This window comes from Lactococcus taiwanensis (assembly GCF_017068355.1).
Classification (GTDB): domain Bacteria; phylum Bacillota; class Bacilli; order Lactobacillales; family Streptococcaceae; genus Lactococcus; species Lactococcus taiwanensis.
In genome coordinates this window covers 34,916-59,415 of the sequence record NZ_CP070872.1, presented here as the reverse complement: position 1 = coordinate 59,415, position 24,500 = coordinate 34,916, and the positions used below count along the sequence as shown (strand labels likewise).

The 24,500-nt window shown below is 39.8% G+C and carries 36 protein-coding genes; 34 read left to right on the top strand and 2 right to left on the bottom strand.

Annotated features, from left to right (window positions below; all coding sequences use genetic code 11):
* Positions 1-87: 87 nt before the first annotated feature.
* From comGA to JW886_RS00315, 11 genes are all read left to right on the top strand, one after another.
* Positions 88-1,071 (top strand): competence type IV pilus ATPase ComGA, encoded by a 984-nt coding sequence (gene comGA, locus JW886_RS00365; RefSeq protein WP_205872028.1) that lies wholly within the window; start codon positions 88-90, stop codon positions 1,069-1,071.
* On the top strand, positions 995-2,011 hold the full coding sequence (gene comGB, locus JW886_RS00360; RefSeq protein WP_205872463.1) for a competence type IV pilus assembly protein ComGB: 1,017 nt from the start codon (positions 995-997) through the stop codon (positions 2,009-2,011). Before comGA ends, comGB begins: the two co-directional genes overlap by 77 nt.
* A 13-nt stretch (positions 2,012-2,024) precedes the next feature.
* Positions 2,025-2,381, top strand: coding sequence for a competence type IV pilus major pilin ComGC (gene comGC, locus JW886_RS00355; RefSeq protein WP_420844222.1), 357 nt, complete (start codon positions 2,025-2,027; stop codon positions 2,379-2,381).
* Positions 2,329-2,772 (top strand): competence type IV pilus minor pilin ComGD, encoded by a 444-nt coding sequence (gene comGD, locus JW886_RS00350; RefSeq protein ID WP_241003774.1) that lies wholly within the window; start codon positions 2,329-2,331, stop codon positions 2,770-2,772. The genes comGC and comGD overlap by 53 nt, the downstream gene beginning before the upstream one ends.
* Complete coding sequence (gene comGE / locus JW886_RS00345; protein WP_205872026.1) at positions 2,744-3,043, top strand: competence type IV pilus minor pilin ComGE; 300 nt, start codon at positions 2,744-2,746, stop codon at positions 3,041-3,043. The genes comGD and comGE overlap by 29 nt, the downstream gene beginning before the upstream one ends.
* Entirely contained in the window at positions 3,024-3,455 is a 432-nt protein-coding gene (gene comGF, locus JW886_RS00340) for a competence type IV pilus minor pilin ComGF (protein ID WP_241003773.1), read from the top strand. Before comGE ends, comGF begins: the two co-directional genes overlap by 20 nt.
* An 11-nt stretch (positions 3,456-3,466) precedes the next feature.
* Positions 3,467-3,778, top strand: a complete 312-nt coding sequence (comGG, locus tag JW886_RS00335; protein WP_205872025.1) for a competence type IV pilus minor pilin ComGG — start codon at positions 3,467-3,469, stop codon at positions 3,776-3,778.
* 78 nt (positions 3,779-3,856) lie between these two features.
* The gene (locus JW886_RS00330) at positions 3,857-4,309 is read left to right on the top strand and encodes a zinc-dependent MarR family transcriptional regulator (RefSeq protein WP_200407576.1); all 453 of its coding nucleotides are present in this window, start codon (positions 3,857-3,859) and stop codon (positions 4,307-4,309) included.
* 15 nt (positions 4,310-4,324) lie between these two features.
* Positions 4,325-5,167 carry a metal ABC transporter solute-binding protein, Zn/Mn family gene (locus JW886_RS00325; RefSeq protein ID WP_075525594.1) on the top strand — a complete coding sequence of 281 codons (843 nt, stop codon included), beginning with the start codon at positions 4,325-4,327 and terminating at the stop codon, positions 5,165-5,167.
* Positions 5,168-5,376: 209 nt separating this feature from the next.
* The gene (locus tag JW886_RS00320) at positions 5,377-6,114 is read left to right on the top strand and encodes a metal ABC transporter ATP-binding protein (RefSeq protein ID WP_200407574.1); all 738 of its coding nucleotides are present in this window, start codon (positions 5,377-5,379) and stop codon (positions 6,112-6,114) included.
* Entirely contained in the window at positions 6,107-6,916 is an 810-nt protein-coding gene (locus JW886_RS00315; protein WP_205872024.1) for a metal ABC transporter permease, read from the top strand. Before JW886_RS00320 ends, JW886_RS00315 begins: the two co-directional genes overlap by 8 nt.
* Before the next feature lie 60 nt (positions 6,917-6,976).
* On the opposite strand, the gene JW886_RS00310 is transcribed toward JW886_RS00315, so the two are convergent.
* Positions 6,977-7,861: an RluA family pseudouridine synthase gene (locus JW886_RS00310; protein WP_205872023.1), complete on the bottom strand. Its 885-nt coding sequence runs from the start codon at positions 7,859-7,861 to the stop codon at positions 6,977-6,979.
* 164 nt (positions 7,862-8,025) lie between these two features.
* Here JW886_RS00310 and JW886_RS00305 point away from each other — a divergent pair, with 164 nt between their 5' ends.
* From JW886_RS00305 to JW886_RS00275, 7 genes are all read left to right on the top strand, one after another.
* Positions 8,026-10,257, top strand: a complete 2,232-nt coding sequence (locus tag JW886_RS00305; RefSeq protein ID WP_205872022.1) for a PBP1A family penicillin-binding protein — start codon at positions 8,026-8,028, stop codon at positions 10,255-10,257.
* 129 nt (positions 10,258-10,386) lie between these two features.
* Positions 10,387-12,204: an acyltransferase family protein gene (locus JW886_RS00300; RefSeq protein WP_205872021.1), complete on the top strand. Its 1,818-nt coding sequence runs from the start codon at positions 10,387-10,389 to the stop codon at positions 12,202-12,204.
* 46 nt (positions 12,205-12,250) lie between these two features.
* Entirely contained in the window at positions 12,251-12,400 is a 150-nt protein-coding gene (rpmG, locus tag JW886_RS00295; protein ID WP_075525600.1) for a 50S ribosomal protein L33, read from the top strand.
* A 100-nt stretch (positions 12,401-12,500) separates the two neighbouring features.
* Positions 12,501-12,695 (top strand): preprotein translocase subunit SecE, encoded by a 195-nt coding sequence (gene secE, locus JW886_RS00290; RefSeq protein ID WP_075525601.1) that lies wholly within the window; start codon positions 12,501-12,503, stop codon positions 12,693-12,695.
* A 177-nt stretch (positions 12,696-12,872) separates the two neighbouring features.
* Positions 12,873-13,430: a transcription termination/antitermination protein NusG gene (gene nusG, locus JW886_RS00285; protein WP_075525602.1), complete on the top strand. Its 558-nt coding sequence runs from the start codon at positions 12,873-12,875 to the stop codon at positions 13,428-13,430.
* A gap of 126 nt (positions 13,431-13,556) precedes the next feature.
* Positions 13,557-15,053: a threonine synthase gene (thrC, locus tag JW886_RS00280; RefSeq protein ID WP_205872020.1), complete on the top strand. Its 1,497-nt coding sequence runs from the start codon at positions 13,557-13,559 to the stop codon at positions 15,051-15,053.
* Positions 15,050-16,333, top strand: coding sequence for an MATE family efflux transporter (locus JW886_RS00275; RefSeq protein WP_205872019.1), 1,284 nt, complete (start codon positions 15,050-15,052; stop codon positions 16,331-16,333). The genes thrC and JW886_RS00275 overlap by 4 nt, the downstream gene beginning before the upstream one ends.
* A 33-nt stretch (positions 16,334-16,366) precedes the next feature.
* On the opposite strand, the gene mscL is transcribed toward JW886_RS00275, so the two are convergent.
* On the bottom strand, positions 16,367-16,735 hold the full coding sequence (gene mscL, locus JW886_RS00270) for a large-conductance mechanosensitive channel protein MscL (protein ID WP_075525605.1): 369 nt from the start codon (positions 16,733-16,735) through the stop codon (positions 16,367-16,369).
* A gap of 358 nt (positions 16,736-17,093) precedes the next feature.
* On the opposite strand from mscL, the gene rpsJ reads away from it, so the two are divergent.
* From rpsJ to rpsH, 16 genes are all read left to right on the top strand, one after another.
* Complete coding sequence (rpsJ, locus tag JW886_RS00265) at positions 17,094-17,402, top strand: 30S ribosomal protein S10 (protein ID WP_003129973.1); 309 nt, start codon at positions 17,094-17,096, stop codon at positions 17,400-17,402.
* An 18-nt stretch (positions 17,403-17,420) separates the two neighbouring features.
* A complete protein-coding gene (gene rplC, locus JW886_RS00260; RefSeq protein WP_205872018.1) occupies positions 17,421-18,044 on the top strand; it encodes a 50S ribosomal protein L3 in 624 nt (207 codons plus the stop codon).
* A gap of 25 nt (positions 18,045-18,069) precedes the next feature.
* On the top strand, positions 18,070-18,696 hold the full coding sequence (gene rplD / locus JW886_RS00255) for a 50S ribosomal protein L4 (RefSeq protein ID WP_075525607.1): 627 nt from the start codon (positions 18,070-18,072) through the stop codon (positions 18,694-18,696).
* Positions 18,696-18,989 (top strand): 50S ribosomal protein L23, encoded by a 294-nt coding sequence (locus tag JW886_RS00250; protein WP_075525608.1) that lies wholly within the window; start codon positions 18,696-18,698, stop codon positions 18,987-18,989. Before rplD ends, JW886_RS00250 begins: the two co-directional genes overlap by 1 nt.
* Before the next feature lie 15 nt (positions 18,990-19,004).
* Positions 19,005-19,835, top strand: a complete 831-nt coding sequence (gene rplB, locus JW886_RS00245; RefSeq protein WP_075525609.1) for a 50S ribosomal protein L2 — start codon at positions 19,005-19,007, stop codon at positions 19,833-19,835.
* Between the two features lie 155 nt (positions 19,836-19,990).
* Positions 19,991-20,269, top strand: a complete 279-nt coding sequence (gene rpsS / locus JW886_RS00240) for a 30S ribosomal protein S19 (RefSeq protein ID WP_075525610.1) — start codon at positions 19,991-19,993, stop codon at positions 20,267-20,269.
* Between the two features lie 15 nt (positions 20,270-20,284).
* The gene (gene rplV / locus JW886_RS00235) at positions 20,285-20,632 is read left to right on the top strand and encodes a 50S ribosomal protein L22 (RefSeq protein ID WP_075525611.1); all 348 of its coding nucleotides are present in this window, start codon (positions 20,285-20,287) and stop codon (positions 20,630-20,632) included.
* A 12-nt stretch (positions 20,633-20,644) separates the two neighbouring features.
* Entirely contained in the window at positions 20,645-21,298 is a 654-nt protein-coding gene (gene rpsC / locus JW886_RS00230) for a 30S ribosomal protein S3 (protein ID WP_075525612.1), read from the top strand.
* A gap of 3 nt (positions 21,299-21,301) precedes the next feature.
* Entirely contained in the window at positions 21,302-21,715 is a 414-nt protein-coding gene (gene rplP / locus JW886_RS00225) for a 50S ribosomal protein L16 (RefSeq protein WP_075525613.1), read from the top strand.
* The gene (gene rpmC, locus JW886_RS00220; protein ID WP_075525614.1) at positions 21,715-21,924 is read left to right on the top strand and encodes a 50S ribosomal protein L29; all 210 of its coding nucleotides are present in this window, start codon (positions 21,715-21,717) and stop codon (positions 21,922-21,924) included. The genes rplP and rpmC overlap by 1 nt, the downstream gene beginning before the upstream one ends.
* A gap of 20 nt (positions 21,925-21,944) precedes the next feature.
* Positions 21,945-22,205 carry a 30S ribosomal protein S17 gene (gene rpsQ / locus JW886_RS00215; protein WP_075525615.1) on the top strand — a complete coding sequence of 87 codons (261 nt, stop codon included), beginning with the start codon at positions 21,945-21,947 and terminating at the stop codon, positions 22,203-22,205.
* 22 nt (positions 22,206-22,227) lie between these two features.
* The gene (gene rplN, locus JW886_RS00210) at positions 22,228-22,596 is read left to right on the top strand and encodes a 50S ribosomal protein L14 (protein ID WP_075525616.1); all 369 of its coding nucleotides are present in this window, start codon (positions 22,228-22,230) and stop codon (positions 22,594-22,596) included.
* Between the two features lie 136 nt (positions 22,597-22,732).
* Positions 22,733-23,038, top strand: coding sequence for a 50S ribosomal protein L24 (gene rplX / locus JW886_RS00205; RefSeq protein WP_075525617.1), 306 nt, complete (start codon positions 22,733-22,735; stop codon positions 23,036-23,038).
* A gap of 19 nt (positions 23,039-23,057) precedes the next feature.
* Positions 23,058-23,600: a 50S ribosomal protein L5 gene (gene rplE, locus JW886_RS00200; RefSeq protein ID WP_075525618.1), complete on the top strand. Its 543-nt coding sequence runs from the start codon at positions 23,058-23,060 to the stop codon at positions 23,598-23,600.
* An 18-nt stretch (positions 23,601-23,618) separates the two neighbouring features.
* The gene (locus tag JW886_RS00195; RefSeq protein WP_003129946.1) at positions 23,619-23,804 is read left to right on the top strand and encodes a type Z 30S ribosomal protein S14; all 186 of its coding nucleotides are present in this window, start codon (positions 23,619-23,621) and stop codon (positions 23,802-23,804) included.
* 273 nt (positions 23,805-24,077) lie between these two features.
* Positions 24,078-24,476 (top strand): 30S ribosomal protein S8, encoded by a 399-nt coding sequence (gene rpsH, locus JW886_RS00190; protein WP_075525619.1) that lies wholly within the window; start codon positions 24,078-24,080, stop codon positions 24,474-24,476.
* The last annotated feature ends 24 nt before the right edge of the window (positions 24,477-24,500 follow it).

Sequence of the window (24,500 nt, the reverse complement as noted above, 5' to 3'; positions counted from 1 at the left end):
CATTGGATGAAAATCCAGTGCTTTTTTATTTTAAAGCTTCAGGAAGATACTTGGTGACATTGCCTATAAAAAAACGTATAAAGGGATATGATACAAGAAAAAGCAAAAAGCATTATCAAACAAGCTGTTGAAAGAGGTGTGACAGACCTCTATTTACAAGGGAGTTTGACGCATTATGACTTATACTTTAGAAATTTAAATTCTAAAGTATTTACAGAGGAGTTAGCTCTAGAAACAGGCTTGGCACTGATTGCTCATTTTAAGTTTTGTGCGGGGATGAATGTCGGAGAAAAACGGCGAACACAGTTAGGTGCTTGTTGGTACCAATTTGGAACGGAATCAAGACGGCTACGCCTCTCTTCAGTAGGTGACTTCGAAGGAAACGAATCGCTAGTGATTAGATTTTTACATGAGCCTAAAGAGCAACTTGAATTCTGGTTTGAAGCTGAAAAACTTTTCAAACAGATGAATTTTAGGCGGGGGTTATATCTTTTTGCTGGACCTGTAGGGTCTGGTAAAACATCCCTGATGACTAATTGGGCTAATCGTGCTTTTGATAGTGGACAGGTAATGACTGTGGAAGATCCTGTGGAAATTGTTGTATCAAAATTTGTGCAATTGCAAGTCAATGATCTAATAGGCAATGATTATGAAGCATTAATCAAGCTTTCCCTGCGTCACCGTCCTGATCTTTTGATTGTAGGAGAAATCCGTGATGAAAAAACAGCACGCGCAGTTCTTCGAGCGAGTTTAACAGGATATACAGTTTTTTCGACAATTCATGCCCCCTCAATATCAGCTGTCTGGACACGCCTCTTAGAATTTGGTATTTCAGAATGGGAATTAAAAAGTTGTCTGCAAGCAGTTGTTTATCAACGTTTAATAAATGGAAAAGGGATGGTGGAAATTGCAAAAGAAGGCTTTGAACACTGGTCACATGAGAAATGGAATTGGCAGATTGAAGAATTGGTTACACAAGGAGCTCTTGACAGAGATGAAGGTGAGCGGGAAAAAATTGCCCCTTCCCAAACAGGTGAAACTCATCCAACTCATGGGAAATCTATTGAATAATGGTTTTCATCTGGGTGAAGTAGTGGACTTTCTGGAGCGCTCTGGACTGGTTGAAAGAAATTTTGTAGCAAAGATGCGCCACGGGCTTGCTGCGGGGAGGAACCTAGCGACTATCTTAGACGAATTACATTTTTCTAAGTCCGTCGTAACGCAAATTGCTTTAGCAGAGGTCCATGGCGATCTCTCTGGAACTTTAGTGCTGATTGAAAGAAATATTAGAAAGCACTTAGCAGTTCGAAAAAAGCTATTGGCATTATCAATCTATCCTGTGATGTTGCTGGTATTTCTTACAGGAATTATATTTGGCCTCAGAAGCTACTTACTGCCGCAAATTTCTGGAGATGAGGGAGGGTGGAGGGGTAATTTTGCTACCCTTCTTATTAACCATCTCCCAGAACTAATTGGAGGAGGAGTCCTTACTCTTTTGTGTTTGACAATCCTTAGCATGCTTTTTTTAAAAAAGCAAACAAGCTTGTTAAAGTACAGTATATTAGTACGTATTCCCTTACTTGCAGATACAGTAAGATTATATTTAACGGGCTATTTTGCGCATGAGTGGGGAAATTTAATTGCCCAAGGCGTAGACTTGCGTAATATTTTTGAACTGATGAGCACGCAAAAAAGTCAGATTTTCAGTGAAGTAGGAAGCTACCTTGCGAATGGATTAGTAGGAGGAATGAGTTTTAGTGACTTGATAGCTGGCCTTGAGTTTTTTCAACCAGAACTTCATTTAATGATTGAATATGGGGAAATAAAGAATAAATTAGGAATTGAGCTCGAAATTTATGGAGATGAATGTTGGGAACAATTTTTTGTGAAAATTGAGCGTATGATGCAGTGGATTCAACCCATTGTCTTCCTTTTTGTTGCATTAATGATTGTTCTTTTGTATGTGGCAATGCTTCTTCCGATTTATGCAAACATGGGAAATGGATTATAGAAGAAGGAGAAAAATGATTAAAAAAATGATAAAAATTTGTGTTCATAATAAAAAACCAGTAAAGCTAGAACGTGGAACTGTCCGGGCTTTTACCCTGATCGAAATGCTCATTGTTTTAGCGATTATTAGTATCTTAATCTTGCTCTTTGTTCCTAATCTCATTAAAGAAAAAGCTCAAGTACAAAAAACAGGTGAGGCAGCAGTTGTTAAAGTCGTGGAAAGTCAAGCACAACTCTATGAGTTAGACCATGATGATATTCCTACTCTTACTACGTTGATGTCAGCTAAGCTTATTAGTGAGAAGCAAAAAGAAAGTTATGATGATTATTATGCTCAAAATAAAGATGAAAAGAGAGCTTTGGACGATTAGAGGATTTACATTGTTAGAAACTCTTATCGTATTATCAGTTACTGTTTTGATTACACTTACGTTTTCAATTAATCTTGAGAGCACCCTTCACCGCATAAAAGGAGAGCTATTTATTTTACGTTTTGAACATTTTTATAAGATAACACAGGAAGATGCGGCTTTATTCGCAGAGAAAGAGAGTATCTCCGTGAAAAATAAGAGACTTTATTGGGAAAAGGAGTACATAGATTTGCCTCAAGAGGTTGACTGTAGCACTTTTCTAATTACTTTTGACGAAAAGGGAGAAAACTCAAGTTTACAAAAAGTGAGTTTTTATCTCCCCGAGGAGAAAAAAACAATTATTTATCAGTTGGAGCTAGGAAGTGGAAAATTTAAAAAAGAAGTCAGTTAGAGCTTATTTACTCTTAGAAAGTTTAATAACGCTGGGTTTGCTGGGTATCTTAGTCACAAGTGTTTTGACAGAAGTTGTGAAGAGTCGTCAACAACTGCAAGAGGATAATCAACAGATTGAAGCATTGAATGTTGCGAAGATGGCATTAAATACTCGCCTGACGGAGTTATCAGTAAATGGTGCTTCAATTAAAGTTGAACAAACTGATGACCAAATTTCTATAACAAATAGGGGAAAGGAGCTTTTAGAACTTGAGAGGACACCGCATTAGAGCTTTTACATTATTAGAATGTTTGATTGCCTTGCTTGTCTTATCTGGATCGATTTTAGTTATTAACGGCTTAACAAATCTTTTGCATCAGCAACTTATGAGTGTTCAAGTAGAGCAAACGAAAGACTGGCAGATTTTCTGTGAGCAAATGTATGCTGAACTTGATGGCGCAAGCTTCGACAAGGTAGAGGGTAATTTTTTATATGTGACCAAGAATGCTAAAAAGCTTCGCTTTGGCTTAATGGGAGATGATTTTCGTAAAACATCGGCACAAGGAACTGGTTACCAGCCTATGCTTTTTGGAATAAAAGATGTAAAAATAGAACAGGAACAAGGACTTATAAAAATGACGATTTTATTTGAAAAAGAAGGAGGTCGGACATTCGTTTACAGATTCATAAATATCAACTGAGGGGTGGAATTTTGCTTTATGCTCTTGTGCTTTCTCTCATATTTGGTTTAGTTTTACAGTTTTACCTCCAAGAACAACTTGCAGTTAAAAAACAAAGGTTTAGGCAAAAAGATCGGTTAACAGCTGAGCTTATGGTTCTCTTGATTCAAAAAAATCTACCTAAAAAAAGTCAAACAGTATATTTTAAACAGGGACAGGTAACTTATCAGATTACGTCAGCACCTTCAGAACATATAGCAGTTACTGACCAGACGGTCAGTAATAGTGAAGGGTCGTATATTGTTCATTTGACTGATGGGAGCGACTTTATAATTAAAAAGTAAAAAATAATGTTAACCAGTTGACATTATTTTTAATTTGGGATATAATTAACCAGTAAACTAACGTGGAGGTAAAAAAAGATGGCTCTAGCAACCAAAATCGATGAATTTTTAGGAACAATTATGCATTTTGCCGAAAATAAACATGAAATACTGCTTGGTGAATGTGAAAGTCATTTAAAGTTAACGAGTACGCAAGAACATATTTTGATGCTTTTAGCTGATGAAGTTTCAACAAATGCTAGGATTGCCGAAAAGTTAAAAATTTCACCTGCAGCTGTGACAAAAGCGCTGAAAAAATTGCAGGAACAAGAACTCATTCAATCAAGTCGAGCAGCAAATGACGAACGTGTGGTTCTCTGGAGTTTGACCGAAAAAGCAATTCCTATAGCGGATGAGCATGCTGAACATCATCAAAAGACGCTTGCAACTTATCAAGCGCTGGGAGATGAATTTACAAAAGATGAACAAGAAGTGGTTGAGCGTTTCTTGAAGGCCTTGTCAGACGAACTGACAGGGAGTAAGAAACTCTAACGGAGGAAGATTTTAATGAAAAAGTTGTTATTGTTATTGGCTATCCCAGCTCTTTTAATCCTTGGTGGTTGCACAAAATCGGCGAGTAAGCCAGAAGTGGTCACTACCTTTGAACCCATGTATGAATTTACCAAAGCCATCGTCGGTGATAAGGTAAAGGTGGAAAATATTGTGCCTGCTAATCAAGAAGTACACGAGTTTGAACCGAGTGCTAAACAAGTCGCAACTATGACAAATGCACAGGCACTAATTTATAACTCGGCTGACCTTGAAAAATGGGCACTTAAAGTAAAAAACGATGGGGTTAAAATTGAAGCCAGCAAAGACGTGGATAAGATTGAAGGGGATCCTCATACTTGGATTAGTCCAAAACAAGCGATTGTTGAGGTTAATACAATTGCCGAAGCTTTAGGTAAAGCCTTCCCAGATGATAAAGCAACCTTTGAAAAAAATGCAGCTAATTATGTGGCAAAACTTAAAAAATTAGATGCTGAGTTTGACACGCTAAAAGATGCGAAACAAAAAACATTTATTACACAGCACGAAGCTTTTGCTTATCTTGCTCGGGATTATGGAATGAATGAAATTGCTATTGCGGGGTTGGATCCCGAAGTTGAACCCTCGGCAGCGACACTGGCGAAATTGAAGGGAGAGATGGAAAAAGCTGGACTTAAAAATGTTTACTTCGAAGGCAATGCCAACAGTAAAATTGCAGAAACTCTTGCTAAATCAGTCGGTGCTAACCTGATTGGAATCAATACTGTTGAAGGAATTTCTGATGCCCAGAAGAAAGAGGGTGCGACATATTTGACCCTTATGGAAGAAAATTTAAAGGCGTTACAACAAACCATCAAGTGAGTTTAAGGAAAAATTAGGAAGGGCGTTCTATAATGGAGTCCTTCCTAAAAAATCTTTTCATATAACTCCTTGAAACTCTCGTTCTTTTTGGACGGGAGTTTCATTTTTAACAAAAAAAAGGCTGCAACTTTTACTGACAGCTCTGTCAGTAAGATGATCACAGTACTTCAAACGCTTGAGTAATCGAAAATAATATTAAAAGAGAAAAAATGAGATATATTGACGTTAAAAATCTGACTTTCTACTATGATCGGGAGCCAGTACTAGAAAATATTAGTTATCATGTGGACTCTGGTGAGTTTGTCACATTAACTGGCGAGAATGGAGCAGCTAAGTCGACGCTCATAAAAACGACCCTTGGTATTTTACACCCTAAGCAAGGGAGTGTTCTGCTTTCTGACAAAAATACACGAGGAGAAAAACTGCGAATGGCCTACCTTCCTCAGCAAGTGGCTAGCTTTAATGCAGGGTTTCCCAGCTCGGTCTATGAATTTGTCATGAGTGGTCGTTATCCCCGACGGGGCTGGTTTAAAAAAATGGGAACCCATGATGCAGAACACGTCCAAACTGCTTTAGAAGCTGTGGGAATGTGGTCCTATCGCTCTAAGCGAATTGGAGAGCTATCAGGAGGTCAAAAACAAAGAGTGGCGATTGCCAGAATGTTTGCCAGCGATCCCGATTTGTTTATCTTGGATGAACCAACCACGGGGATGGATGATATCTCTAGCAGTGATTTCTATCAACTGATGCATCATGCAGCACATACTCATGGAAAAGCAGTATTAATGGTGACACATGATCCTGAAGAAGTAAAAGATTTTGCGGATCGCAACATCCATCTTCTAAAGGATGAAAACGGGAAGTTTGCTTGTTTTGATTTGCATACTGAACGTGAACAACAAGTCCTCCAGCAAGAAGAGATATCAGAGGAGGTAAGTAATGTTTGAGTTACTCCAGTATGATTTTATGCGTAACGCACTTTTAGCAGCGACAGCAATCTCTATTTTTTCGCCTCTGCTAGGAGTTTTCCTGGTTTTACGTCGCCAAAGTTTAATGTCAGATACCTTATCACATGTTTCTTTGGCAGGGGTAGCATTTGGTGTGCTATTGAGTTGGAATCCAACCTTAACTACGCTTATTACAGTTGTAATTGCGGCTGTATTTTTAGAGTATTTACGGACGATTTATCATAATTATATGGAGATTGCTACTGCAATCTTGATGTCGGCAGGTCTTGCGATTGCCCTTTTGATTTTAAATTCTTCTAAGGGGGCAACTAGTGTCAGTTTAGAGCAATATTTATTTGGTTCAATTATCACGATTTCGCAAGCTCAAGTCATAATGTTATTTACCTTAGCAGTAGTAGTTTTAATCGGGTTTGTGCTTTTCTTACGGCCTCTTTATGTGATGACTTTTGATGAGGACACAGCCTTTGTTGATGGATTACCAGTTCGCTGGATTTCAATCGCTTTTAATATTGTGACTGGGGTAGCAATTGCCTTGATGATACCAGCTGCTGGTGCTTTATTAGTTTCGGCGATTATGGTGCTGCCAGCTTCAATCGCAATGCGTTTAGGTAAATCCTTCAAGTCTGTATTGCTTATTTCCGTTCTTATTAGTTTCATCGGCTTAAATAGTGGATTAATTGCTTCTTATTACATGGATGCCCCAGCTTCGGCTGCAATTACCTTGATCTTCATCGTTTTGTTCTTATTAACTTCGAGTGTAAAAAAGTTAGCAAGAAGATAAGCACTTCTTTCTTTGAAGAGTAGAGGGTACGATGTGGAAAGCTATCTAAAAAAAAGACCTTTAGAAAGGTCTTTTTTGTGCAGAAAAATCAGGTAAATTTTCAGAAAAAGTTTGACTGTCAACTGATATTTTGATGTGTTGGTCGGTAAAGGGGTGCTTAAAATAGAGTTCTTGCGCGTGCAGCATGAGTCGATTATTTCTCGTTCCTCCATAAAGGACGTCTCCAACAATAGGGTGTCCTAGATGAGTAAGATGTACCCTGATCTGGTGTGTACGACCTGTGTCCAAAAGGCACCGAATAAGTGTTGAGTGGGGAAAACGTTGTAACACCTCAACGTGTGTAATCGCTTCTTGACCGCCTTTAGCTACAATACGCCTACTCTTATCGTGACGGTCATTTCCAATGGGTTGATTGATAATAAATTGTTCTTTTGGAAAATGACCTTTGACCAAGGCAAGGTATTGACGATGAATTTTATTTTTCTCGAACAGTTGTCCTAAGAGCGGTAAAACAAATTGATTTTTCGCAAATAAAACGAGACCTGAGGTGGCTTGGTCTAAGCGGTGCACGACATAGACAGGCTGTTTCAGTGCAGCGGCCACATGATTTTGCAACGCCAACTCGTCCTTTGAATTACCATGCGTTTTCATCTGTTCTGGCTTATTAGCGATGACGAGGTGTTCATCTTCGTAAAGAATTTCAGCTTGCTTAGCGTCACCAAAGGGGACGTTCAATTCAGGAAAATCCTCATGATCAAACAGGAGGGTGATTTGCTGGCTGGCACTGACCCTATAATTGTCGTTGACTGGTTCGCCATTAACTAAGATATGTCTTTTCATGCGTAGAAAATGCCGTTGCTTACGTGGGATAAACCAAGTTTCTGCCAACAAATGCGAAATACTTTGTTCTTTAAAATTTTTTGGTAAAATGAAGTTAAATTCCATAGTCACATTGTAACACAAAGCAATTTTTGATAAAATAAGCAGAATAAAAAAGAAGGGGAGCTATTCTGACATAATTGTAAGCCCCAAGTACGAAGAATTGTAGTAAAATAAAGTATTGAATACTTTATCAAAAGAATACAAAGTAAATATCTGAGGAAAAAGAAATGCCTGAAAATAATAATTTCAGTCGGCGTAGTAAAAAAGAAACGAAAAAGCGTCTCAAAGTTCCACAATTACGTCCGAAAAAAACAAAAAAGAATGATGAAGAGGTTGAAAAACCAGCCAAAACAAAATTCGCCAAGTTTATGCGACCTATCAAACGTTTTTGGAAAAAATATAATTTAACAAAAATCACCATTATCCTTGTACTACTAGCAGTCGTAGCGACAGGGTCTTACCTATTTTATTTAGCTAAAACAGCTAATGTTAAAGTTTTACAAAGTTCAATTTCTGCTCAAACGACTATTTACGACAAAGAGGGCGATGTGGCAGGAAATCTTTACGGACAAAAAGGGACACCTGTAAAAATTGATCAAATTTCTAAAAACATCACTGAAGCAGTTGTCGCAACGGAGGATCGTACCTTCTATGAAAATCACGGGGTTAATCTCAAACGTTTTACTTTAGCAATTGTTACATTGGGCCGTTTTGGTGGTGGCTCTACAATCACTCAGCAGTTGGCTAAAAATGCTTATTTGACTCAGGAACAGACAATTGACCGTAAAGCAAGGGAGTTTTTCCTAGCTTTAGAGATTAATAAGCATTACAGTAAAGATGAAATACTTGATATGTACCTCAATAATTCTTACTTCGGGAATGGGGTATGGGGAATTCAAGATGCTGCTTTAAAATATTTTGGTGTTCCAGCAAGTGAAGTTACTGTTGATGAAGCGGCGAGTCTTGCGGGAATGCTAAAAGGTCCCGAAATATATAATCCGCTTTATGAAGATGGAAAATATGCTACGGATCGGCGGGATACGGTACTCCAAAACATGGTCAATGCAGGCTATCTTAAACAAAATGAGGCGGATACTTACATGAAAGTGGACTTGCAGTCGCAAGTTCAGGATAATTATAATCCAGAAGATAGCTCTTACAAATACCCAAGTTACTATAACGCAGTGATTTCCGAAGCGGAGAGCAAATACGGGCTCTCGTTACAAGAAATCATGAATAACGGCTATAAGATTTATACGGGCATGGATCAAAACATGCAAGCTGGCTTGCAAAAAACTTATGCAGATCCGAGCTTCTTCCCCCAAGCGGCAGATGGCACCTATGCGCAATCTGCCTCTGTGGCTATTGATCCCAAGACGGGAGCTGTGAATGCCTTGGTCGGAAATGTTAATACAGAAGGCTCAAACAGCTTTACTGATTTTAATTACGCAACAATGGCGAAGCGCTCCCCTGGTTCAGTCATTAAACCTTTAATTGTTTATGCTCCAGCCATTGAAGCTGGGTGGGCGATTAATAAAACAGTGGATGATTCACCTGCCGATTACAATGGGTGGAAACCAACTGATTTTGATAATCAGTGGCGAGGGCAAATCCCAATGTATACGGCACTTGCTAATTCATACAATATTCCAGCCATCAATACTTATCAAGAAATTGGACCGAAAGTCGGAAATGCTCTGGGACGTGAATTTGGCTTAAAATTGACTAGTAAAAATGATGTATTGCCTACAGCACTTGGTGCAGGGGTGGAAACGAATCCTTGGCAAATTGCGCAAGCCTATCAAGCTTTTGCAAATGACGGGGTGATGTACGACGCCCATCTTATCACTAAAATTGAGAATGCAGCAGGGCAAGTAGTCAAAACTGCAAATGTCACTAAAAAGCAAGTCATCAGCAAAGATACTGCGGATAAAATGACCCAAATGATGTTGGGGACTTATACTAACGGTTCAGCTTGGAATGCGGCTCCTAAAAGTTATACCTTAGCTGGTAAGACAGGAACAAACGAAGACCAAGACCAATGGGTAGTTGGCTATACTCCTGATGTAGTAATGGCTCTATGGGTGGGCTATGCAGACGGTAAGAATAAACTGACTGGCTCATCAGAAGGTCAAACTTCGGTCATTTTCCGTCAAGAAGCCAGTTATATGCTTCCTTATACCAAAGGTACAGCCTTTACCGTCGAAAACCCCTATGCGCAAGCCGGAGTGGCAGCACAACAACCTTATTGGACTCAGCAACGTCAATACCAAGACGATATTGTCACGCAAGAGCAATCGGAAGCTAATACCACTGGTAATACACCTGAGAGCAGCAGTAGTGATACTTCCGCTTCTTCCTCAGATTCAGGCGGTTTTGATCTTGGGAAAACTGCAAAAGATATCGGTGATGCAGCAAAAAATGCATGGGATAAATTTACCAATCTCTTTGGAAATTGAAGCTCAAAAAAGTTTTGAAAAGTATGTTAAAATAAGAAAAGAAGGCCATTTTTTACTGACGGGTTTGTCAGTAAAGGGAGGAGTGGTCTGTGAAAATAAAAAGGAACGTTAGAGAAGAGTAGAGGGAAAATGAAGCGCTATATCACGGGATTCAATGGTTTACGGACGATTGGAGTTTTAACAGTCATCCTTTATCACCTTTGGCCTAAGGTCATCCAAGGTGGTTTTCTTGGTGTTGTCTTATTCTTTGTGCTTTCTGGTTATCTGGTGACCGATTCCTTACTTCGAGAGTATGAAAAGCATAAGAAGATTAATCTTTTTAAATTTTGGGGGCGCCGCCTCAAGCGGATTTATCCTCTTTTGATTGTGGTGTTTTTGCTGGTTACCCCTTACATCCTTTTGTTTCAAAGAAACCTTTGGGCAGGGCTTCGCTCGGAGTTTCTTTCAGCAATATTTTCCGTACAAAACTGGTGGCAAATCTCACAAGGTAGTTCTTATTTTGCCAATATAGCCGGGGCCTCACCTTTTAAACACATCTACTACTTAGCAATCGAAGGTCAGTTTTTCTTGATTTGGCCTTTGGTACTCCTTGCGCTCTTAAAAGTTGTGAAAAAACGGGGACGGTGCTTTATCATTGCTAATGCCTTAGCTTTAGCCTCAGCAGTTCTGATGATGATGTTATATGTGCCGGGTGCAGATCCTACTCGTGTATATTATGGTACAGATACACGTTTGTTCAGTCTTATGATGGGGGCAAGTTTAGCATTTGTTTGGCCTTTAAATAAGCTATCTCAAAAGATTAATAAACGTGGGGTCAAAATGGGATGGCAAATGACCCTTGCGATCTCAGTCTTGTTACTAGTTGCTTATCTTTTTATGCCTGCCCAAGGTGCAATTACTTATTACGGCGGGATGTGGGTAGTTAGTTTGCTGAGTATGGTACTGATTGCACTGGTAGCTCATCCAGGATTTCCTGCCAATCGCCTATTTTCCAATCGGCTTTTTGATTACATTGGCTCGCGCTCTTATGGAATCTATCTCTGGCAACTTCCTGTCTTTGCATTAGCAGAGGCCAAAGTTCTGGAACCGACCGCTTGGTATAACGTGATTTGGCAAGTAGCCATCATTTTACTCCTGACGGAGTTGTCCTATCGCTTTATTGAGCAGCCCGCACAGAAGTTTGATTATAGTAATATTTTAGGAAACATCCAAAGTTTTATCCGCGAAAAAGGTTGGAAACTTCGCAAGAATCTCGTACCAATGCTATTAACGGGCGTGATTGTTGTAATACTTGGTTTCATTATTTTCTCGCCAGCCTCTCCTCATGATCAACGCCTTATTGAAGCGCGCATAATGGCTCAACAAGAGGCGCTTCAAAAGGAGAAATTGGATCAAGCCAATAAAAAAGTGCCCCTGTCACTTAAAGCCATTGCTTCAAAATATGGTATTGAACCTGTGGTTGCAGAAAAAGCCAATAGTATGAAGGTGATTGCCTTGGGAGATTCTGTCATGGTAGCTGGTTCGACAGCTTTACAAGAAGTCTTTCCGCATATGGTCATTGATGCGGCCGTGGGCCGTCAGCCTAGTGCAGTTACAGAAGAAATAAAAAATCTTAAAGCGCAAGAACCAGATGCACAAGCGCTCTTGATTGGACTGGGCACCAATGGGACGATTAAGGCTGAGGATGTGCAAGCAGCCTTGAAAGCGGCAGGAGATTTGCCGGTTTATTGGATTAATGTTCAAGCGGATCGAGTTTGGGAAACAGCAAATAATAAATTGCTTAAACAAATGGCTAAAAAAGACAAGCAACTCAAAATTATAGATTGGCATAAAGCCTCTGCCGGTAAAAGTTCATGGTTTTATAGTGATAATATCCATCCTAAAGGAGCGGGTGAAGTCAATTATGCTAGCCTAGTAGCGAATCATCTGACCGGCTTTGAAGATTAGAAATAGGTTGCGCTTCTAAATAATTTTTGATAGAATAGGAAATAATATGTTAAAAAAAGCAGGATTAGCGTGCACCGTTTGTGGTTCACGAAATTACACCCTTACACTTTCGTCAGTGGCGAAAGAAAAACGCGTTGAGGTAAAAAAGTTTTGCCGAACATGCGGTAAACACACCCTCCATAAAGAAACGCGCTAAGCTCAATAAGGCGCCTGGAGGAAGAACTGACCACGTCGTCAGTAAATATTGAAGAAGAAATGGAACCTGTCAGAGCATCTGACAGCGATGGGAAAGTCTAATGTTTAAATTTATTGGTAGTATCGTTCAAGAAATGAAATTGACAACATGGCCAAGCCGCAAGCAATCTGTCCGCGACTTTTTTATGGTGATTGAGTACACGATTTTCTTCTTGATCTTTATCATGATTTTTGACTGGGTCACACAACATGGTATTACTTTCAGTGTAGATCACTTGGTACCATTGCTTAAATAGTCTGCCTTTTGGGGCAGGTTTTTTCTTTAGAAGAGTGTTAAAAGCCCTTTTATTTCGCGATAAATATGATATAATAAGAGTATCAAAAAGGGCTGGACCCTTTTTCTTATCGCAAAATTTCACTGATAGCGCTATCAGTAAAAAACAAAAATATAAAATAAAATTGAGGTAGAAAAAATGGAAGAAAATAATTTAACAAGTTTTGATCAAGGTTGGTTTGTAATCCAAACTTACTCAGGCTACGAACGTAAAGTGAAAGAGGATTTGCTGGAACGTGCGGAACTTTATAACATGGCTGATAAAATTCTTCGCGTAGAAATTCCTACAGAAACCATTCGTACTGAAGTTAACGGAAAAATGAAAGATATCGAAGAAAATCTTTTCCCAGGTTATGTTTTGGTTGAAATGAACATGACTGATGAAGCATGGTTTATTGTTCGTAACACACCAAACGTTACAGGTTTCGTGGGTTCACATGGTAATCGTTCAAAACCAACTCCTCTTTTTGAAGAAGAAATTCAAGAAATTCTTATCGGTATGGGTAAAGTCGTTCGTGAAATTGACTTTGATGTCTATGTCGGTAAACGGGTTCGTATTGTTGATGGTGCTTTTTCAGGATTTGAAGCCCCAATCACAGAAATTAATGGAGACAAGTTAACCTTGACGGTAGATATGTTTGGACGAGCAACACCAGTAGAACTTGATATGCACCAAATTGAAGAAATTAAAGCTTAAAAACTGACCGCGGCACAAGCCGTGGTTTTTCGATGTTTTTTTACTGACCGCTCAAAAAGTAGTACCCCCCATATTAATTCTGCTGAAGTTTTGTTATAATTGAAAAAAATGAGTTAGGGGATATTTATGACGACTTTCTACCATTCTACACGCAATAAAAATAACCGGAAAACGGCTTCTCAAGCGATTCTTCAAGGTTTAGCTGAAGACGGGGGGCTTTTTGTGCCTGTGAACTTTCCTCAGTTGGATCTTGATTTTAAAACTTTACAAAATGCAACCTATCAAGAGATTGCTACGCTTGTTTTGAAGACGTTCTTTGATGATTTTACGGAATCGGAGATTCGGACAATGGTGGATGCTGCTTATGGCAAAAAGTTTGACCAACCAGAGATTGCCCCCCTCAAAAAAGTAGGGGGAGTTCATGTTTTAGAGCTATTTCATGGTGAAACGTTAGCATTTAAAGACATGGCTTTATCAATCTTACCTCATTTGATGCAGCAAGCAGCTCAAAAAAATGGCGTGACTCGTGAAATAGTGATCCTCACAGCAACTTCTGGCGATACTGGTAAAGCCGCTATGGCTGGTTTTGCTGATGTGCCCCAAACAAAAATTATTGTTTTTTACCCGAAAAATGGGGTAAGTCCAATTCAAGCACAACAAATGTTGACCCAGCAGGGGGGAAATGTTCATGTTGTAGGCATTGATGGGAATTTTGACCAAGCTCAAACCGCTGTAAAAGCGATGTTCAACAGCACAGAGCTGCGAGAGAAAATGGCACAAAATGGCAAGCAATTCTCCTCTGCTAATTCCATGAATATTGGGCGTTTGATCCCCCAAGTAGCCTATTATATTTATGCTTATGCTCAAATGGTCAAGCAAAAACAGATCTCGATTGGAGAAGAAATTAATTTTTCAGTACCCACAGGAAATTTTGGAAATATCCTAGCGGCATACTATGCTAAGAAATTGGGCTTACCCGTCCATCAGTTAATTTGTGCTTCTAATAAGAATAATGTACTGACGGACTTTTTTAAGTCGGGTCGCTATGATAAAAATCGGGCCTTTCATGTTACAAGCTCCCCTTCAATGGATATCTTGGTTTCTTCCAACCTTGAACGGTTGATTTTTGAGCTTACAAAAGAGGATGATCAAGCTACAGCAAAATTACTGACAGAGCTGTCAGTAGATGGTCATTATGAAATAACAGCACCCATGCAAGATAAGCTCAAAGATTTTGTGGCAGGTTGGGCATCTGAAGACGAGATTATTCAGGAAATTAAGCACACTTTCGAAGAAACGCATTATGTCTTTGATCCACATACTGCAGTTGCAAGTTCAGTTTATCATCAGCTCGCCCCTACCCAAAAAACAGTGGTAGTCAGCACAGCCAGCCCCTATAAATTTCCAGCAGTTGTTTTAGAAGCCATTCAGCCAAAAGAAGAGCGGACCAGTTCGTCAGCAGCTGACGGAGATTTTTCAGCGGTCGCAGCCTTGCAGCGTATCAGTGGTTTGGCTTTACCGGAAGCAATCCGTGGTTTAGAAACAGCCACAGTGCGTCACCATACGACAGTTAAAGTTGAGCAAATGCAGTCGGAAGTTGAACGCTATTTGGGCTTATCATGAAAAGTAATAAAGCCATCTTAAAATTTGCTTTTCCTGCCATCATTGAAAACTTTTTGCAAATGTTAGTAGGAATAAGTGATACCATGATTGTTGCACATTTAAGTTTATCAGCGGTTGCAGCAGTATCACTTGCTAATAACGTGATTACAGTTTATCAGGCCATTTTCATTGCATTAGGTACGATTGTATCGAGTTTGTTTGCAAAAGCCATGGCTGATAAAGCGGTAGTTGAGCAACAGCAATTAATCAATGGTGCAGTAAAGCTTACTGTTTTGATTAGCCTAGGTCTGGGCGTATCTACTCTAATATTGGTGGCTCCTGTACTTACCTTATTAGGTGCTAGAGGAGAAGTTCATGTGCTTGGTCAGCTTTATCTTTCTTTAGTGGGAGGGTTGATTGGGCTTCTAGGGTTGATGACGACCTTTGGGGCTTTGTTGCGAGCATCTGGTAATACAAAAACTCCAATGTGGGCCAGCCTTTTTGCAAATGTATTGAATCTCATCTTTTCTATTTTCTTTATTTTTGTTTTGCACTGGGGAGTGTGGGGGACGGCACTAGGAGCGGTATTAGCTCGAGGCTTTGGTGTGCTATACCTTTACCAGAAACTCCATACTCACCGCCCCAACCGTGGCTTTTATAAAGTAAAAATCGAAAAAGCGCTGATTAGGCTCACCCTTCCAGCTACTGGCGAGCGTCTGGCGATGCGTTTAGGTGACTTGCTCATCATGATGATTATTATTCATTTGGGAGAGCGTGTCTTTGCCGGGAATGCAATAGGTGAAAGCATCACTCAATTTAATTATATGCCAGCTTTTGGTATGGCGACAGTAACAGTAATATTGGTAGCTCAGGCTTTGGCTGATGAAAAACCTCAGGAAATTAAAGCTTATGTCAGAAAAACTTACTGGCTATCTACACTTATGATGGGTATCATCGGACTATTTATTGTCCTTTTACGCCAGCCGCTTAATTTGCTCTTCACGAAAGATTTATTGGCTATAAGAGCGAGCAATATCGTGATTCTATTTTCGTTTTTGGCAACTTTTTTTGTAACGGGGACGACTACTTATACTGCTGCCTTTCAAGGACTTGGAAATGCCAAGTTGCCATTTTATGCAACGACGGCAGGGATGTTTGGCATACGTTTATTTCTCGGCTTTGTCCTAGCGCTTCCCCTAAAAATGGGTCTAGAAGGAGTTTGGTTGGCAGTTTTGCTGGATAATCTTTTTCGTTTTCTCTTTTTGAAATTTAAATTTGATAAAAAGCTAAAAATGATGTAAAAAAATTACTGACGAAGCTGTCAGTAATTTTTTTTATTGTTTTTTCAACAAGTCGCGAATTTCTTGTAAAGTTTCCAATTCTTCGTTCTTTTCTTCTTGGACGACTTCCTCCTTTTTAGGGAAAATTTTATTGATAATCTTGATCAACATAAAAATGACAAAAGCTGTAATGACGAAGTTAATGACGTCATTCAAGAATGCCCCATAAGTAAATTTAGTTTTACCAATGGTGACCGATAGATGCGCTAGTGCAGTGCTTTGCACGAACATCCCAATTAAAGGGTTGATCAGATTATCTACTAAAGATTTAACCAAAGCGGTAAAAGCAGCCCCGATAATGACCCCAACGGCCAAGTCCAAGACGTTCCCGCGTAACACAAAATCCTTAAATTCTTTTAACATAAGTCCTCCTAATAACGTTTATTTCTTAAATTATACCAAAAACTTAAAACGCTACAAAATAAAGCGTCCTCAACTGAAGTAAACAGAATACACTGTTTTATCCCTCATTAACACTGGATTATTAGAGAGAAGAAAATGAAAAATTACAGTGGAAGTTCGATTTAAAAATAAATTAAATAAAATTTCAAAAAAGCCTTGACAAGAAAAGGCTGCTTTGATAGAATAGACAAGTGCTGTTAAAAACAGTATGTAGCGATGAAACGAGAGGTTGCGACACACCCGAAGGTATTGCCATACCTAACGTGTCGGTTTTCCCGTTGAGCTAGCCTATTGAATACAATAGACGAGAGGAGAAAAAATGGCAACTAAAAAAATTCGCATTCGCTTGAAAGCATACGAACATCGTATCCTTGATGCAGCTGCAGAAAAAATCGTAGAAACTGCTAAACGTACAAACGCAGAAGTGAGTGGTCCAATTCCACTTCCTACTGACCGTAGCGTCTACACTGTTATCCGCGCGACTCACAAATACAAAGACTCACGCGAACAATTCGAAATGCGTACACACAAACGCTTGATCGACATCATCGAACCAACACAAAAAACTGTTGATTCATTGATGAAACTCGATTTGCCAAGTGGTGTAAACATCGAAATTAAACTCTAATTAAGAAAGGTAATTCTCATGTCAAAAGGAATCTTAGGGAAAAAAGTGGGAATGACTCAAATCTTCACTGAAAACGGCGAACTTATCCCCGTAACAGTGATCGAAGCGACTCCTAACACAGTTCTTCAAGTTAAAACTGTTGAAACAGACGGTTACGAAGCAACTCAAGTTGGTTTCGATACACTTCGTGAAGTTTTGACTAACAAACCTGCCAAAGGTCATGCTGCTAAAGCTAATACGACTCCTAAGCGCTTCGTTCGTGAATTCAAAGGACTCGAAGGCGCTGAAGTAGGAGCAGCAATCACTGTTGATACATTTGCGGCTGGAGATGTCGTTGATGTTACCGGAACTTCTAAAGGTAAAGGTTTCCAAGGCCCAATCAAACGTCATGGTCAATCACGTGGTCCTATGGCCCACGGTTCACGTTACCACCGTCGTCCTGGTTCAATGGGTCCTGTTGCAGCTAACAAAGTTCCAAAAGGTAAAAAACTTGCTGGACGTATGGGTAACAAACGTGTTACTGTACAAAACCTTGTTATCGCACAAGTGCTTCCTGAAAAGAATGTTATCCTTGTAAAAGGTAATGTCCCAGGTGCTAAGAAATCATTGATCGTAATTAAATCAGCGATCAAAGCTAAATAAGAAGGAAAGGAGATAGAAATCTATAATGGCAAAAGTATCATTATTTAAACAAGATGGTTCACAAGCTGGTGAAGTTACACTTAACGACTCAGTATTTGGTATCGAACCAAATGAATCTGTCGTATTCGACGTTGTAATCTCACAACGCGCTAGCCTTCGCCAAGGTACACACGCGCATAAAAACCGCTCTGCTGTATCTGGTGGTGGTAAAAAACCATGGCGTCAAAAAGGTACAGGTCGTGCCCGTCAAGGTTCTACCCGCTCTCCACAATGGCGTGGTGGTGGGACTGTCTTCGGTCCAAATCCACGTAGCTATGCCTACAAACTTCCACAAAAAGTTCGTCAATTGGCACTTAAATCAGTTTACTCAACAAAAGTTGCTGATGGCAAATTGATCGCTGTTGACGCCCTTGACTTTGCAGCTCCAAAAACTGCTGAATTTGCAAAAGTAATTTCAGCACTTTCAATTGAACGCAAAGTTCTTGTGGTTCTTCCAAACGAAGGTAACGAATTTGCAGAACGTTCTGCTCGTAACCTCGCAAACGTGAAAGTTACAACTGCTAACTCAGCATCTGTACTTGACATCGTTAACGCTGACAAACTCCTTGTGGTTCAATCAGCATTGACACAAATTGAGGAGGTTCTTGCATAATGTCACTTTATGATATCATCCGTAAACCTATCATCACTGAAGCTTCTATGCAAGCAATGGATCAAAAGAAATACACTTTCGAAGTAGATTCACGTGCGCATAAATTACTCATCAAACAAGCTGTTGAAGCTGTATTTGATGTAAAAGTTGCCTCAGTAAATACAATCAGCGTAAAACCAAAATCTAAACGTGTTGGTAAATACACTGGTACTAAATCAGGCTACAAAAAAGCTATCGTTACTTTAACTGAAGATTCTAAAACAATCGAAATCTTCGGTGAAGACGCAGAATAATAGAGGAGGAAAATCGTGGGAATTAAAGTTTACAAACCTACCACAAACGGTCGTCGTAACATGACTGGTAGCGACTTCGCTGAAATCACTACAAGTACTCCTGAAAAGAGCTTGCTTGTAAGCATGAGCAAAACTGCTGGTCGTAATAACACTGGTCGTATCACAGTCCGCCATCACGGTGGTGGTCACAAACGTAAATACCGTCTGATCGATTTCAAACGTACAACTGACAACGTAGTTGCCAAAGTTTCTACAATTGAATATGATCCAAACCGTACAGCAAACATCGCTTTGCTTACTTACGCTAACGGTGTTAAATCATACATCTTGGCTCCTAAAGGCCTTGAAGTAGGAATGACAGTTGTATCTGGCCCTGATGCCGATATCAAAGTTGGTAACGCATTGCCACTTGCTAACATTCCAGTTGGTACATTGATCCACAATATCGAATTGAAACCAGGAAAAGGCGGACAATTGGTTCGCTCAGCTGGTGCTTCAGCTCAAGTACTTGGTACTGAAGGTAAATACACACTTGTTCGTCTTCAATCAGGCGAAGTTCGTATGATCCTTTCAAGTTGCCGTGCTACTGTCGGTGTTGTAGGTAATGAACAACAAAACTTGATCAACCTTGGTAAAGCAGGACGTACACGTCACATGGGTATCCGCCCAACAGTTCGTGGTTCTGTAATGAACCCTAATGATCACCCACACGGTGGTGGTGAAGGTCGTCAACCAGTTGGTCGCAAGTCACCAATGACACCATGGGGCAAACCAGCTCTTGGTCTCAAGACTCGCAACAAGAAAGCAAAATCAAGCAAACTTATCGTTCGTCGTATCAACGACTAATAAGTCGCTTTATTTTCACAAGAGCCTTCTCGGCGTCTTGTTAAATTTGATAAAACTTATCAAATTTAATGAGATGTCGAAAGTGCATCTATAATTCCGCCAACTCCGCCTTAGTAGCGGTAGTGGTACAAAATTTTAAAGGAGAAACTCGCAAAATGGGTCGTAGTCTTAAAAAAGGACCTTTCGTCGATGAGCATTTGATGAAAAAAGTTGAAGCTCAAGCTAACGCCGAAAGAAAATCTGTGATCAAAACTTGGTCACGCCGTTCTACAATCTTCCCTAACTTTGTAGGACTTACAATTGCTGTTTACGATGGTCGCAAACACGTACCAGTTTACGTTCAAGAAGATATGGTTGGACACAAACTTGGTGAATTCGCACCAACTCGTACTTACCGTGGTCACGCTGCTGACGACAAGAAAACACGTCGCTAATAGGAGGAGAATAAAATGGCAGAAATTACTTCAGCTAAAGCAACTGCTAAAACAGTTCGCGTTTCACCTCGTAAGACTCGTCTTGTTATCGATCTTATCCGCGGGAAACGTGTTGCAGATGCAATTGCAATCTTGAAATTTACACCGACTAAAGCTGCTGTAGAAGTTGAAAAAGTACTTAATAGTGCTATCGCTAATGCAGAAAATAACTTTGGTCTTGAAAAAGCTAACTTGGTAGTAAGCGAAACATTTGTTAACGAAGGACCAACAATGAAACGTTTCCGTCCACGTGCCAAAGGTTCAGCTTCACCAATTAACAAACGTACAGCTCACATCACTGTAGTTGTAGCTGAGAAAGAATAAGGAGGTAAAAACGTGGGTCAAAAAGTACATCCAATTGGTATGCGTGTTGGCGTTATTCGCGATTGGGATGCCAAATGGTATGCTGAAAAAGAATATGCGGATTACCTTCACGAAGACTTGGCAATCCGTCAACTTATCCAAACTAAACTTGCTGATGCTTCAGTATCATTGATTGAAACTGAACGTGCAATTAACAAAGTTATCGTAACTTTGCACACAGCAAAACCAGGTATGGTTATTGGTAAATCAGGAGCTAACGTTGATGCACTCCGTGCAGAACTCAACAAACTCACTGGTAAACAAGTTCACATCAACATCGTCGAAATCAAAAAACCTGATTTGGACGCACACCTTGTTGGTGAAGGAATTGCTCGTCAACTTGAAGCACGTATCGCTTTCCGTCGTGCTCAAAAACAAGCGATCCAACGTGCAATGCGCGCTGGTGCAAAAGGGATCAAAACTCAAGTTTCTGGTCGTTTGAATGGTGCTGATATTGCCCGTGCTGAAGGTTATTCAGAAGGTACAGTTCCACTCCACACCCTTCGTGCGGATATCGACTATGCTTGGGAAGAAGCAGACACTACTTACGGTAAACTCGGCGTTAAAGTTTGGATCTACCGTGGTGAAGTTCTCCCTACTAAAAAATCTGTGAAAGGAGAAAAATAATCCATGTTAGTACCAAAACGTGTAAAACACCGTCGTGAATTCCGCGGTAAAATGCGCGGTTATGCTAAAGGTGGCGATACAGTATCATTCGGTGAATATGGTCTTCAAGCGACTACATCTCACTGGATTACTAACCGTCAAATCGAAGCAGCCCGTATTGCTATGACTCGTTACATGAAACGTAACGGTCAAGTTTGGATTAAAATCTTCCCTCACAAATCATACACAGCCAAAGCTATTGGTGTGCGTATGGGTTCAGGGAAAGGTGCTCCTGAAGGTTGGGTTGCTCCAGTTAAACGTGGCGTTGTCATGTTTGAATTGGGCGGCGTTAGTGAAGAAACTGCACGCGAAGCGTTGCGTCTTGCTTCACACAAACTTCCTGTTAAAACTAAATTTGTGAAACGAGGTGAAGCGTAATGAAATTGAGCGAAACTAAATCACTTCTTAAAGATTTGCGCGCATTGTCAGTTGAAGAATTGACAGCTCGTGAAGCAGAATTGAAAAAAGAATTGTTTGATCTTCGTTTCCAAGCAGCAGCTGGTCGTCTCGAAAACACAGCTAAGCTTGATGAAGTCAAGAAAACTATTGCACGTGTAAAAACTGTGCAAGCTGAATTGAACAAATAATAGGTCAGGAGAAACTATAAATGGAACGCAAACAACGTAAAGTTTATCAAGGCCGCGTGGTTTCAGACAAAATGGATAAAACCATCACTGTTGTCGTAGAAACTAAGCGTAACCACCCTGTCTATGGTAAACGTATCAATTACTCAAAAAAATATAAAGCTCACGACGAAAATAACACTGCAAAAACTGGCGACATCGTTCGTATCATGGAAACTCGTCCTTTGTCTAAAGACAAACATTTCCGTCTTGTAGAAATCGTTGAAGAAGCAGTTATTATCTAAGCAAAACTAGGAGGAATATAGCATGATTCAAACAGAATCTCGTTTGAAAGTTGCAGATAACTCAGGTGCTAAAGAACTTTTGACAATCCGTGTTCTCGGTGGTTCAAGCCGTAAGTTCGCTGGTATCGGTGATATCATTGTAGCTACAGTTAAATCAGCTGCCCCTGGTGGAGCAGTTAAAAAAGGTGACGTTGTGAAAGCCGTTATCGTTCGTACTAAATCTGGTGCGAAACGTCCAGACGGTTCATACATCAAATTTGATGAAAACGCAGCAGTACTTATCCGTGATGATAAAACTCCTCGCGGAACTCGTATCTTTGGACCAGTTGCACGTGAACTCCGCGAAGGCGGCTACATGAAGATCGTGTCACTTGCTCCTGAAGTACTTTAATCAAGCATCATAAAAGTATGATTTTGTTAAAGAGTTTTCTTTGACAGAATCATATTTTACTGTTACTATTAACAGCACAGTCCCCTGCTACCGAGAGGGACAGGGTGCCCCTGAGGGCGTAAGAAAGGAAATAAACATGTTTGTAAAAACTGGTGATACAGTTAAAGTTATCGCGGGTAAAGACCGCGGTACAACTGGTAAAGTCATTAAAGCTTTGCCAAAAATGAATAAAGTCGTTGTTGAAGGTGTTGCTATCATGAAGAAACACCAAAAACCAAATGCAGAAAACCCAAGTGGTGCTATTCTTGAAATCGAAGCTCCTATCCACGTTTCTAACGTGCAAGTGCTTGATAAAAATGGCGTTGCTGGTCGTGTAGGTTACAAATTTGTTGACGGCAAAAAAGTTCGTTTCAACAAAAAATCTGGCGAAATTTTAGACTAAGGCGGAAAGGAGAAATAATATGACTAATCGTTTGAAAGATAAATATACTAACGAAGTAGTACCAGCGTTGACTGAAAAATTCAACTACACTTCAATCATGGCTGTACCAAAAGTTGATAAAATTGTTATCAACATGGGTGTTGGAGATGCTGTAAACAACTCTAAAAACCTTGATAAAGCTGTTGCTGAATTGGCTTTGATCTCTGGTCAAAAACCATTGATTACTAAAGCTAAAAAATCAGTTGCTGCTTTCCGTCTTCGTGAAGGTATGCCAATCGGTGCGAAAGTTACACTTCGTGGCGAACGTATGTACGAATTCTTGGATAAATTGGTTACTGTTTCACTCCCACGTGTACGTGACTTCCACGGTGTTTCAAACAAAGCGTTTGACGGTCGCGGTAACTACACACTTGGTGTGAAGGAACAATTGATTTTCCCAGAAATCAACTATGATGATGTTGATAAAGTTCGTGGTATGGATATTGTTATCGTAACTACTGCTAACTCTGATGAAGAATCACACGAATTGCTTGCTAAACTCGGCATGCCGTTCGCTAAATAAGATAGGGAGAATACATAAATGGCTAAGAAATCTATGGTTGTTAAAAACCAACGCCCTGCAAAATTCTCAACACAAGCTTATACTCGTTGCGAACGTTGCGGACGTCCACATTCAGTTTACCGCAAATTTAAACTTTGCCGTATCTGCTTGCGCGAATTGGCTTACAAAGGTCAATTGCCAGGCGTTAAAAAAGCTTCATGGTAATTCAATAATTACTGATAAACAAAAATACTGACAGTTTCGTCAGTATTTTTTTGTTTTCCATACCAGAGAAATATAGTCATTGTTTGTTGCAAGCGTCAGACTTTGTAAGGCTCAAGAAGGAGGACACACCCGAAAACATTGTAAAGAAAAGTATTGACATGCTGCGGAAGTTCTGCTATACTAATTAAGTTCGGTCTTTTTTATATAAAAGGCCTCATTAATTTGAAAGTGGGATTTGAACAAGCCCAAACTACAAATAAGGAGAAATTACTAATGGTAATGACTGACCCAATTGCAGACTTCTTGACTCGTATTCGTAATGGTAACATGCGTAAATTCGATGTTGTTGAAGCACCTGCATCTAAAATCAAACGTCAAATCGCTGAAATCCTCAAAGCTGAAGGTTACGTGAAAGACGTTGAATACGTTGAAGATAACAAACAAGGTGTAATCCGCGTTTTCCTTAAATACGGTAAAAACGGCGAAAAAGTTATCACTAACTTGAAACGTATTTCAAAACCAGGTCTTCGCGTTTACGTGAAATCTGACGATGTACCTAAAGTTCTTAATGGTCTTGGTACAGCAATCATCTCAACATCTACTGGTGTCGTAACTGATAAAGTTGCCCGCGAAAACAATGTTGGTGGTGAAGTAATTGCCTACATCTGGTAATTAGGCGATCTGCGTAAGCAGACT

Bases quoted from the DNA above. Each gene is read 5' to 3' on its own strand.
- secE (WP_075525601.1), top strand. From the start codon at position 12,501: ATGTTTAAATTTATTGGTAGTATCGTTCAAGAAATGAAATTGACAACA.
- comGC (WP_420844222.1), top strand. From the start codon at position 2,025: ATGATTAAAAAAATGATAAAAATTTGTGTTCATAATAAAAAACCAGTA.
- rpsH (WP_075525619.1), top strand. From the start codon at position 24,078: ATGGTAATGACTGACCCAATTGCAGACTTCTTGACTCGTATTCGTAAT.
- JW886_RS00250 (WP_075525608.1), top strand. From the start codon at position 18,696: ATGTCACTTTATGATATCATCCGTAAACCTATCATCACTGAAGCTTCT.
- JW886_RS00195 (WP_003129946.1), top strand. From the start codon at position 23,619: ATGGCTAAGAAATCTATGGTTGTTAAAAACCAACGCCCTGCAAAATTC.
- rplV (WP_075525611.1), top strand. From the start codon at position 20,285: ATGGCAGAAATTACTTCAGCTAAAGCAACTGCTAAAACAGTTCGCGTT.
- comGD (WP_241003774.1), top strand. From the start codon at position 2,329: ATGATGATTATTATGCTCAAAATAAAGATGAAAAGAGAGCTTTGGACG.
- rplX (WP_075525617.1), top strand. From the start codon at position 22,733: ATGTTTGTAAAAACTGGTGATACAGTTAAAGTTATCGCGGGTAAAGAC.
- thrC (WP_205872020.1), top strand. From the start codon at position 13,557: ATGACGACTTTCTACCATTCTACACGCAATAAAAATAACCGGAAAACG.
- rplD (WP_075525607.1), top strand. From the start codon at position 18,070: ATGGCAAAAGTATCATTATTTAAACAAGATGGTTCACAAGCTGGTGAA.
- comGB (WP_205872463.1), top strand. From the start codon at position 995: ATGAAGGTGAGCGGGAAAAAATTGCCCCTTCCCAAACAGGTGAAACTC.
- JW886_RS00310 (WP_205872023.1), bottom strand. From the start codon at position 7,861: ATGGAATTTAACTTCATTTTACCAAAAAATTTTAAAGAACAAAGTATT.
- rpsJ (WP_003129973.1), top strand. From the start codon at position 17,094: ATGGCAACTAAAAAAATTCGCATTCGCTTGAAAGCATACGAACATCGT.
- rplC (WP_205872018.1), top strand. From the start codon at position 17,421: ATGTCAAAAGGAATCTTAGGGAAAAAAGTGGGAATGACTCAAATCTTC.
- rpsQ (WP_075525615.1), top strand. From the start codon at position 21,945: ATGGAACGCAAACAACGTAAAGTTTATCAAGGCCGCGTGGTTTCAGAC.
- JW886_RS00330 (WP_200407576.1), top strand. From the start codon at position 3,857: ATGGCTCTAGCAACCAAAATCGATGAATTTTTAGGAACAATTATGCAT.
- JW886_RS00320 (WP_200407574.1), top strand. From the start codon at position 5,377: ATGAGATATATTGACGTTAAAAATCTGACTTTCTACTATGATCGGGAG.
- JW886_RS00305 (WP_205872022.1), top strand. From the start codon at position 8,026: ATGCCTGAAAATAATAATTTCAGTCGGCGTAGTAAAAAAGAAACGAAA.
- JW886_RS00315 (WP_205872024.1), top strand. From the start codon at position 6,107: ATGTTTGAGTTACTCCAGTATGATTTTATGCGTAACGCACTTTTAGCA.
- rpsS (WP_075525610.1), top strand. From the start codon at position 19,991: ATGGGTCGTAGTCTTAAAAAAGGACCTTTCGTCGATGAGCATTTGATG.
- JW886_RS00275 (WP_205872019.1), top strand. From the start codon at position 15,050: ATGAAAAGTAATAAAGCCATCTTAAAATTTGCTTTTCCTGCCATCATT.
- rpmC (WP_075525614.1), top strand. From the start codon at position 21,715: ATGAAATTGAGCGAAACTAAATCACTTCTTAAAGATTTGCGCGCATTG.
- comGA (WP_205872028.1), top strand. From the start codon at position 88: ATGATACAAGAAAAAGCAAAAAGCATTATCAAACAAGCTGTTGAAAGA.
- JW886_RS00300 (WP_205872021.1), top strand. From the start codon at position 10,387: ATGAAGCGCTATATCACGGGATTCAATGGTTTACGGACGATTGGAGTT.
- rplN (WP_075525616.1), top strand. From the start codon at position 22,228: ATGATTCAAACAGAATCTCGTTTGAAAGTTGCAGATAACTCAGGTGCT.
- rplP (WP_075525613.1), top strand. From the start codon at position 21,302: ATGTTAGTACCAAAACGTGTAAAACACCGTCGTGAATTCCGCGGTAAA.
- mscL (WP_075525605.1), bottom strand. From the start codon at position 16,735: ATGTTAAAAGAATTTAAGGATTTTGTGTTACGCGGGAACGTCTTGGAC.
- JW886_RS00325 (WP_075525594.1), top strand. From the start codon at position 4,325: ATGAAAAAGTTGTTATTGTTATTGGCTATCCCAGCTCTTTTAATCCTT.
- rplE (WP_075525618.1), top strand. From the start codon at position 23,058: ATGACTAATCGTTTGAAAGATAAATATACTAACGAAGTAGTACCAGCG.
- nusG (WP_075525602.1), top strand. From the start codon at position 12,873: ATGGAAGAAAATAATTTAACAAGTTTTGATCAAGGTTGGTTTGTAATC.
- rpmG (WP_075525600.1), top strand. From the start codon at position 12,251: ATGTTAAAAAAAGCAGGATTAGCGTGCACCGTTTGTGGTTCACGAAAT.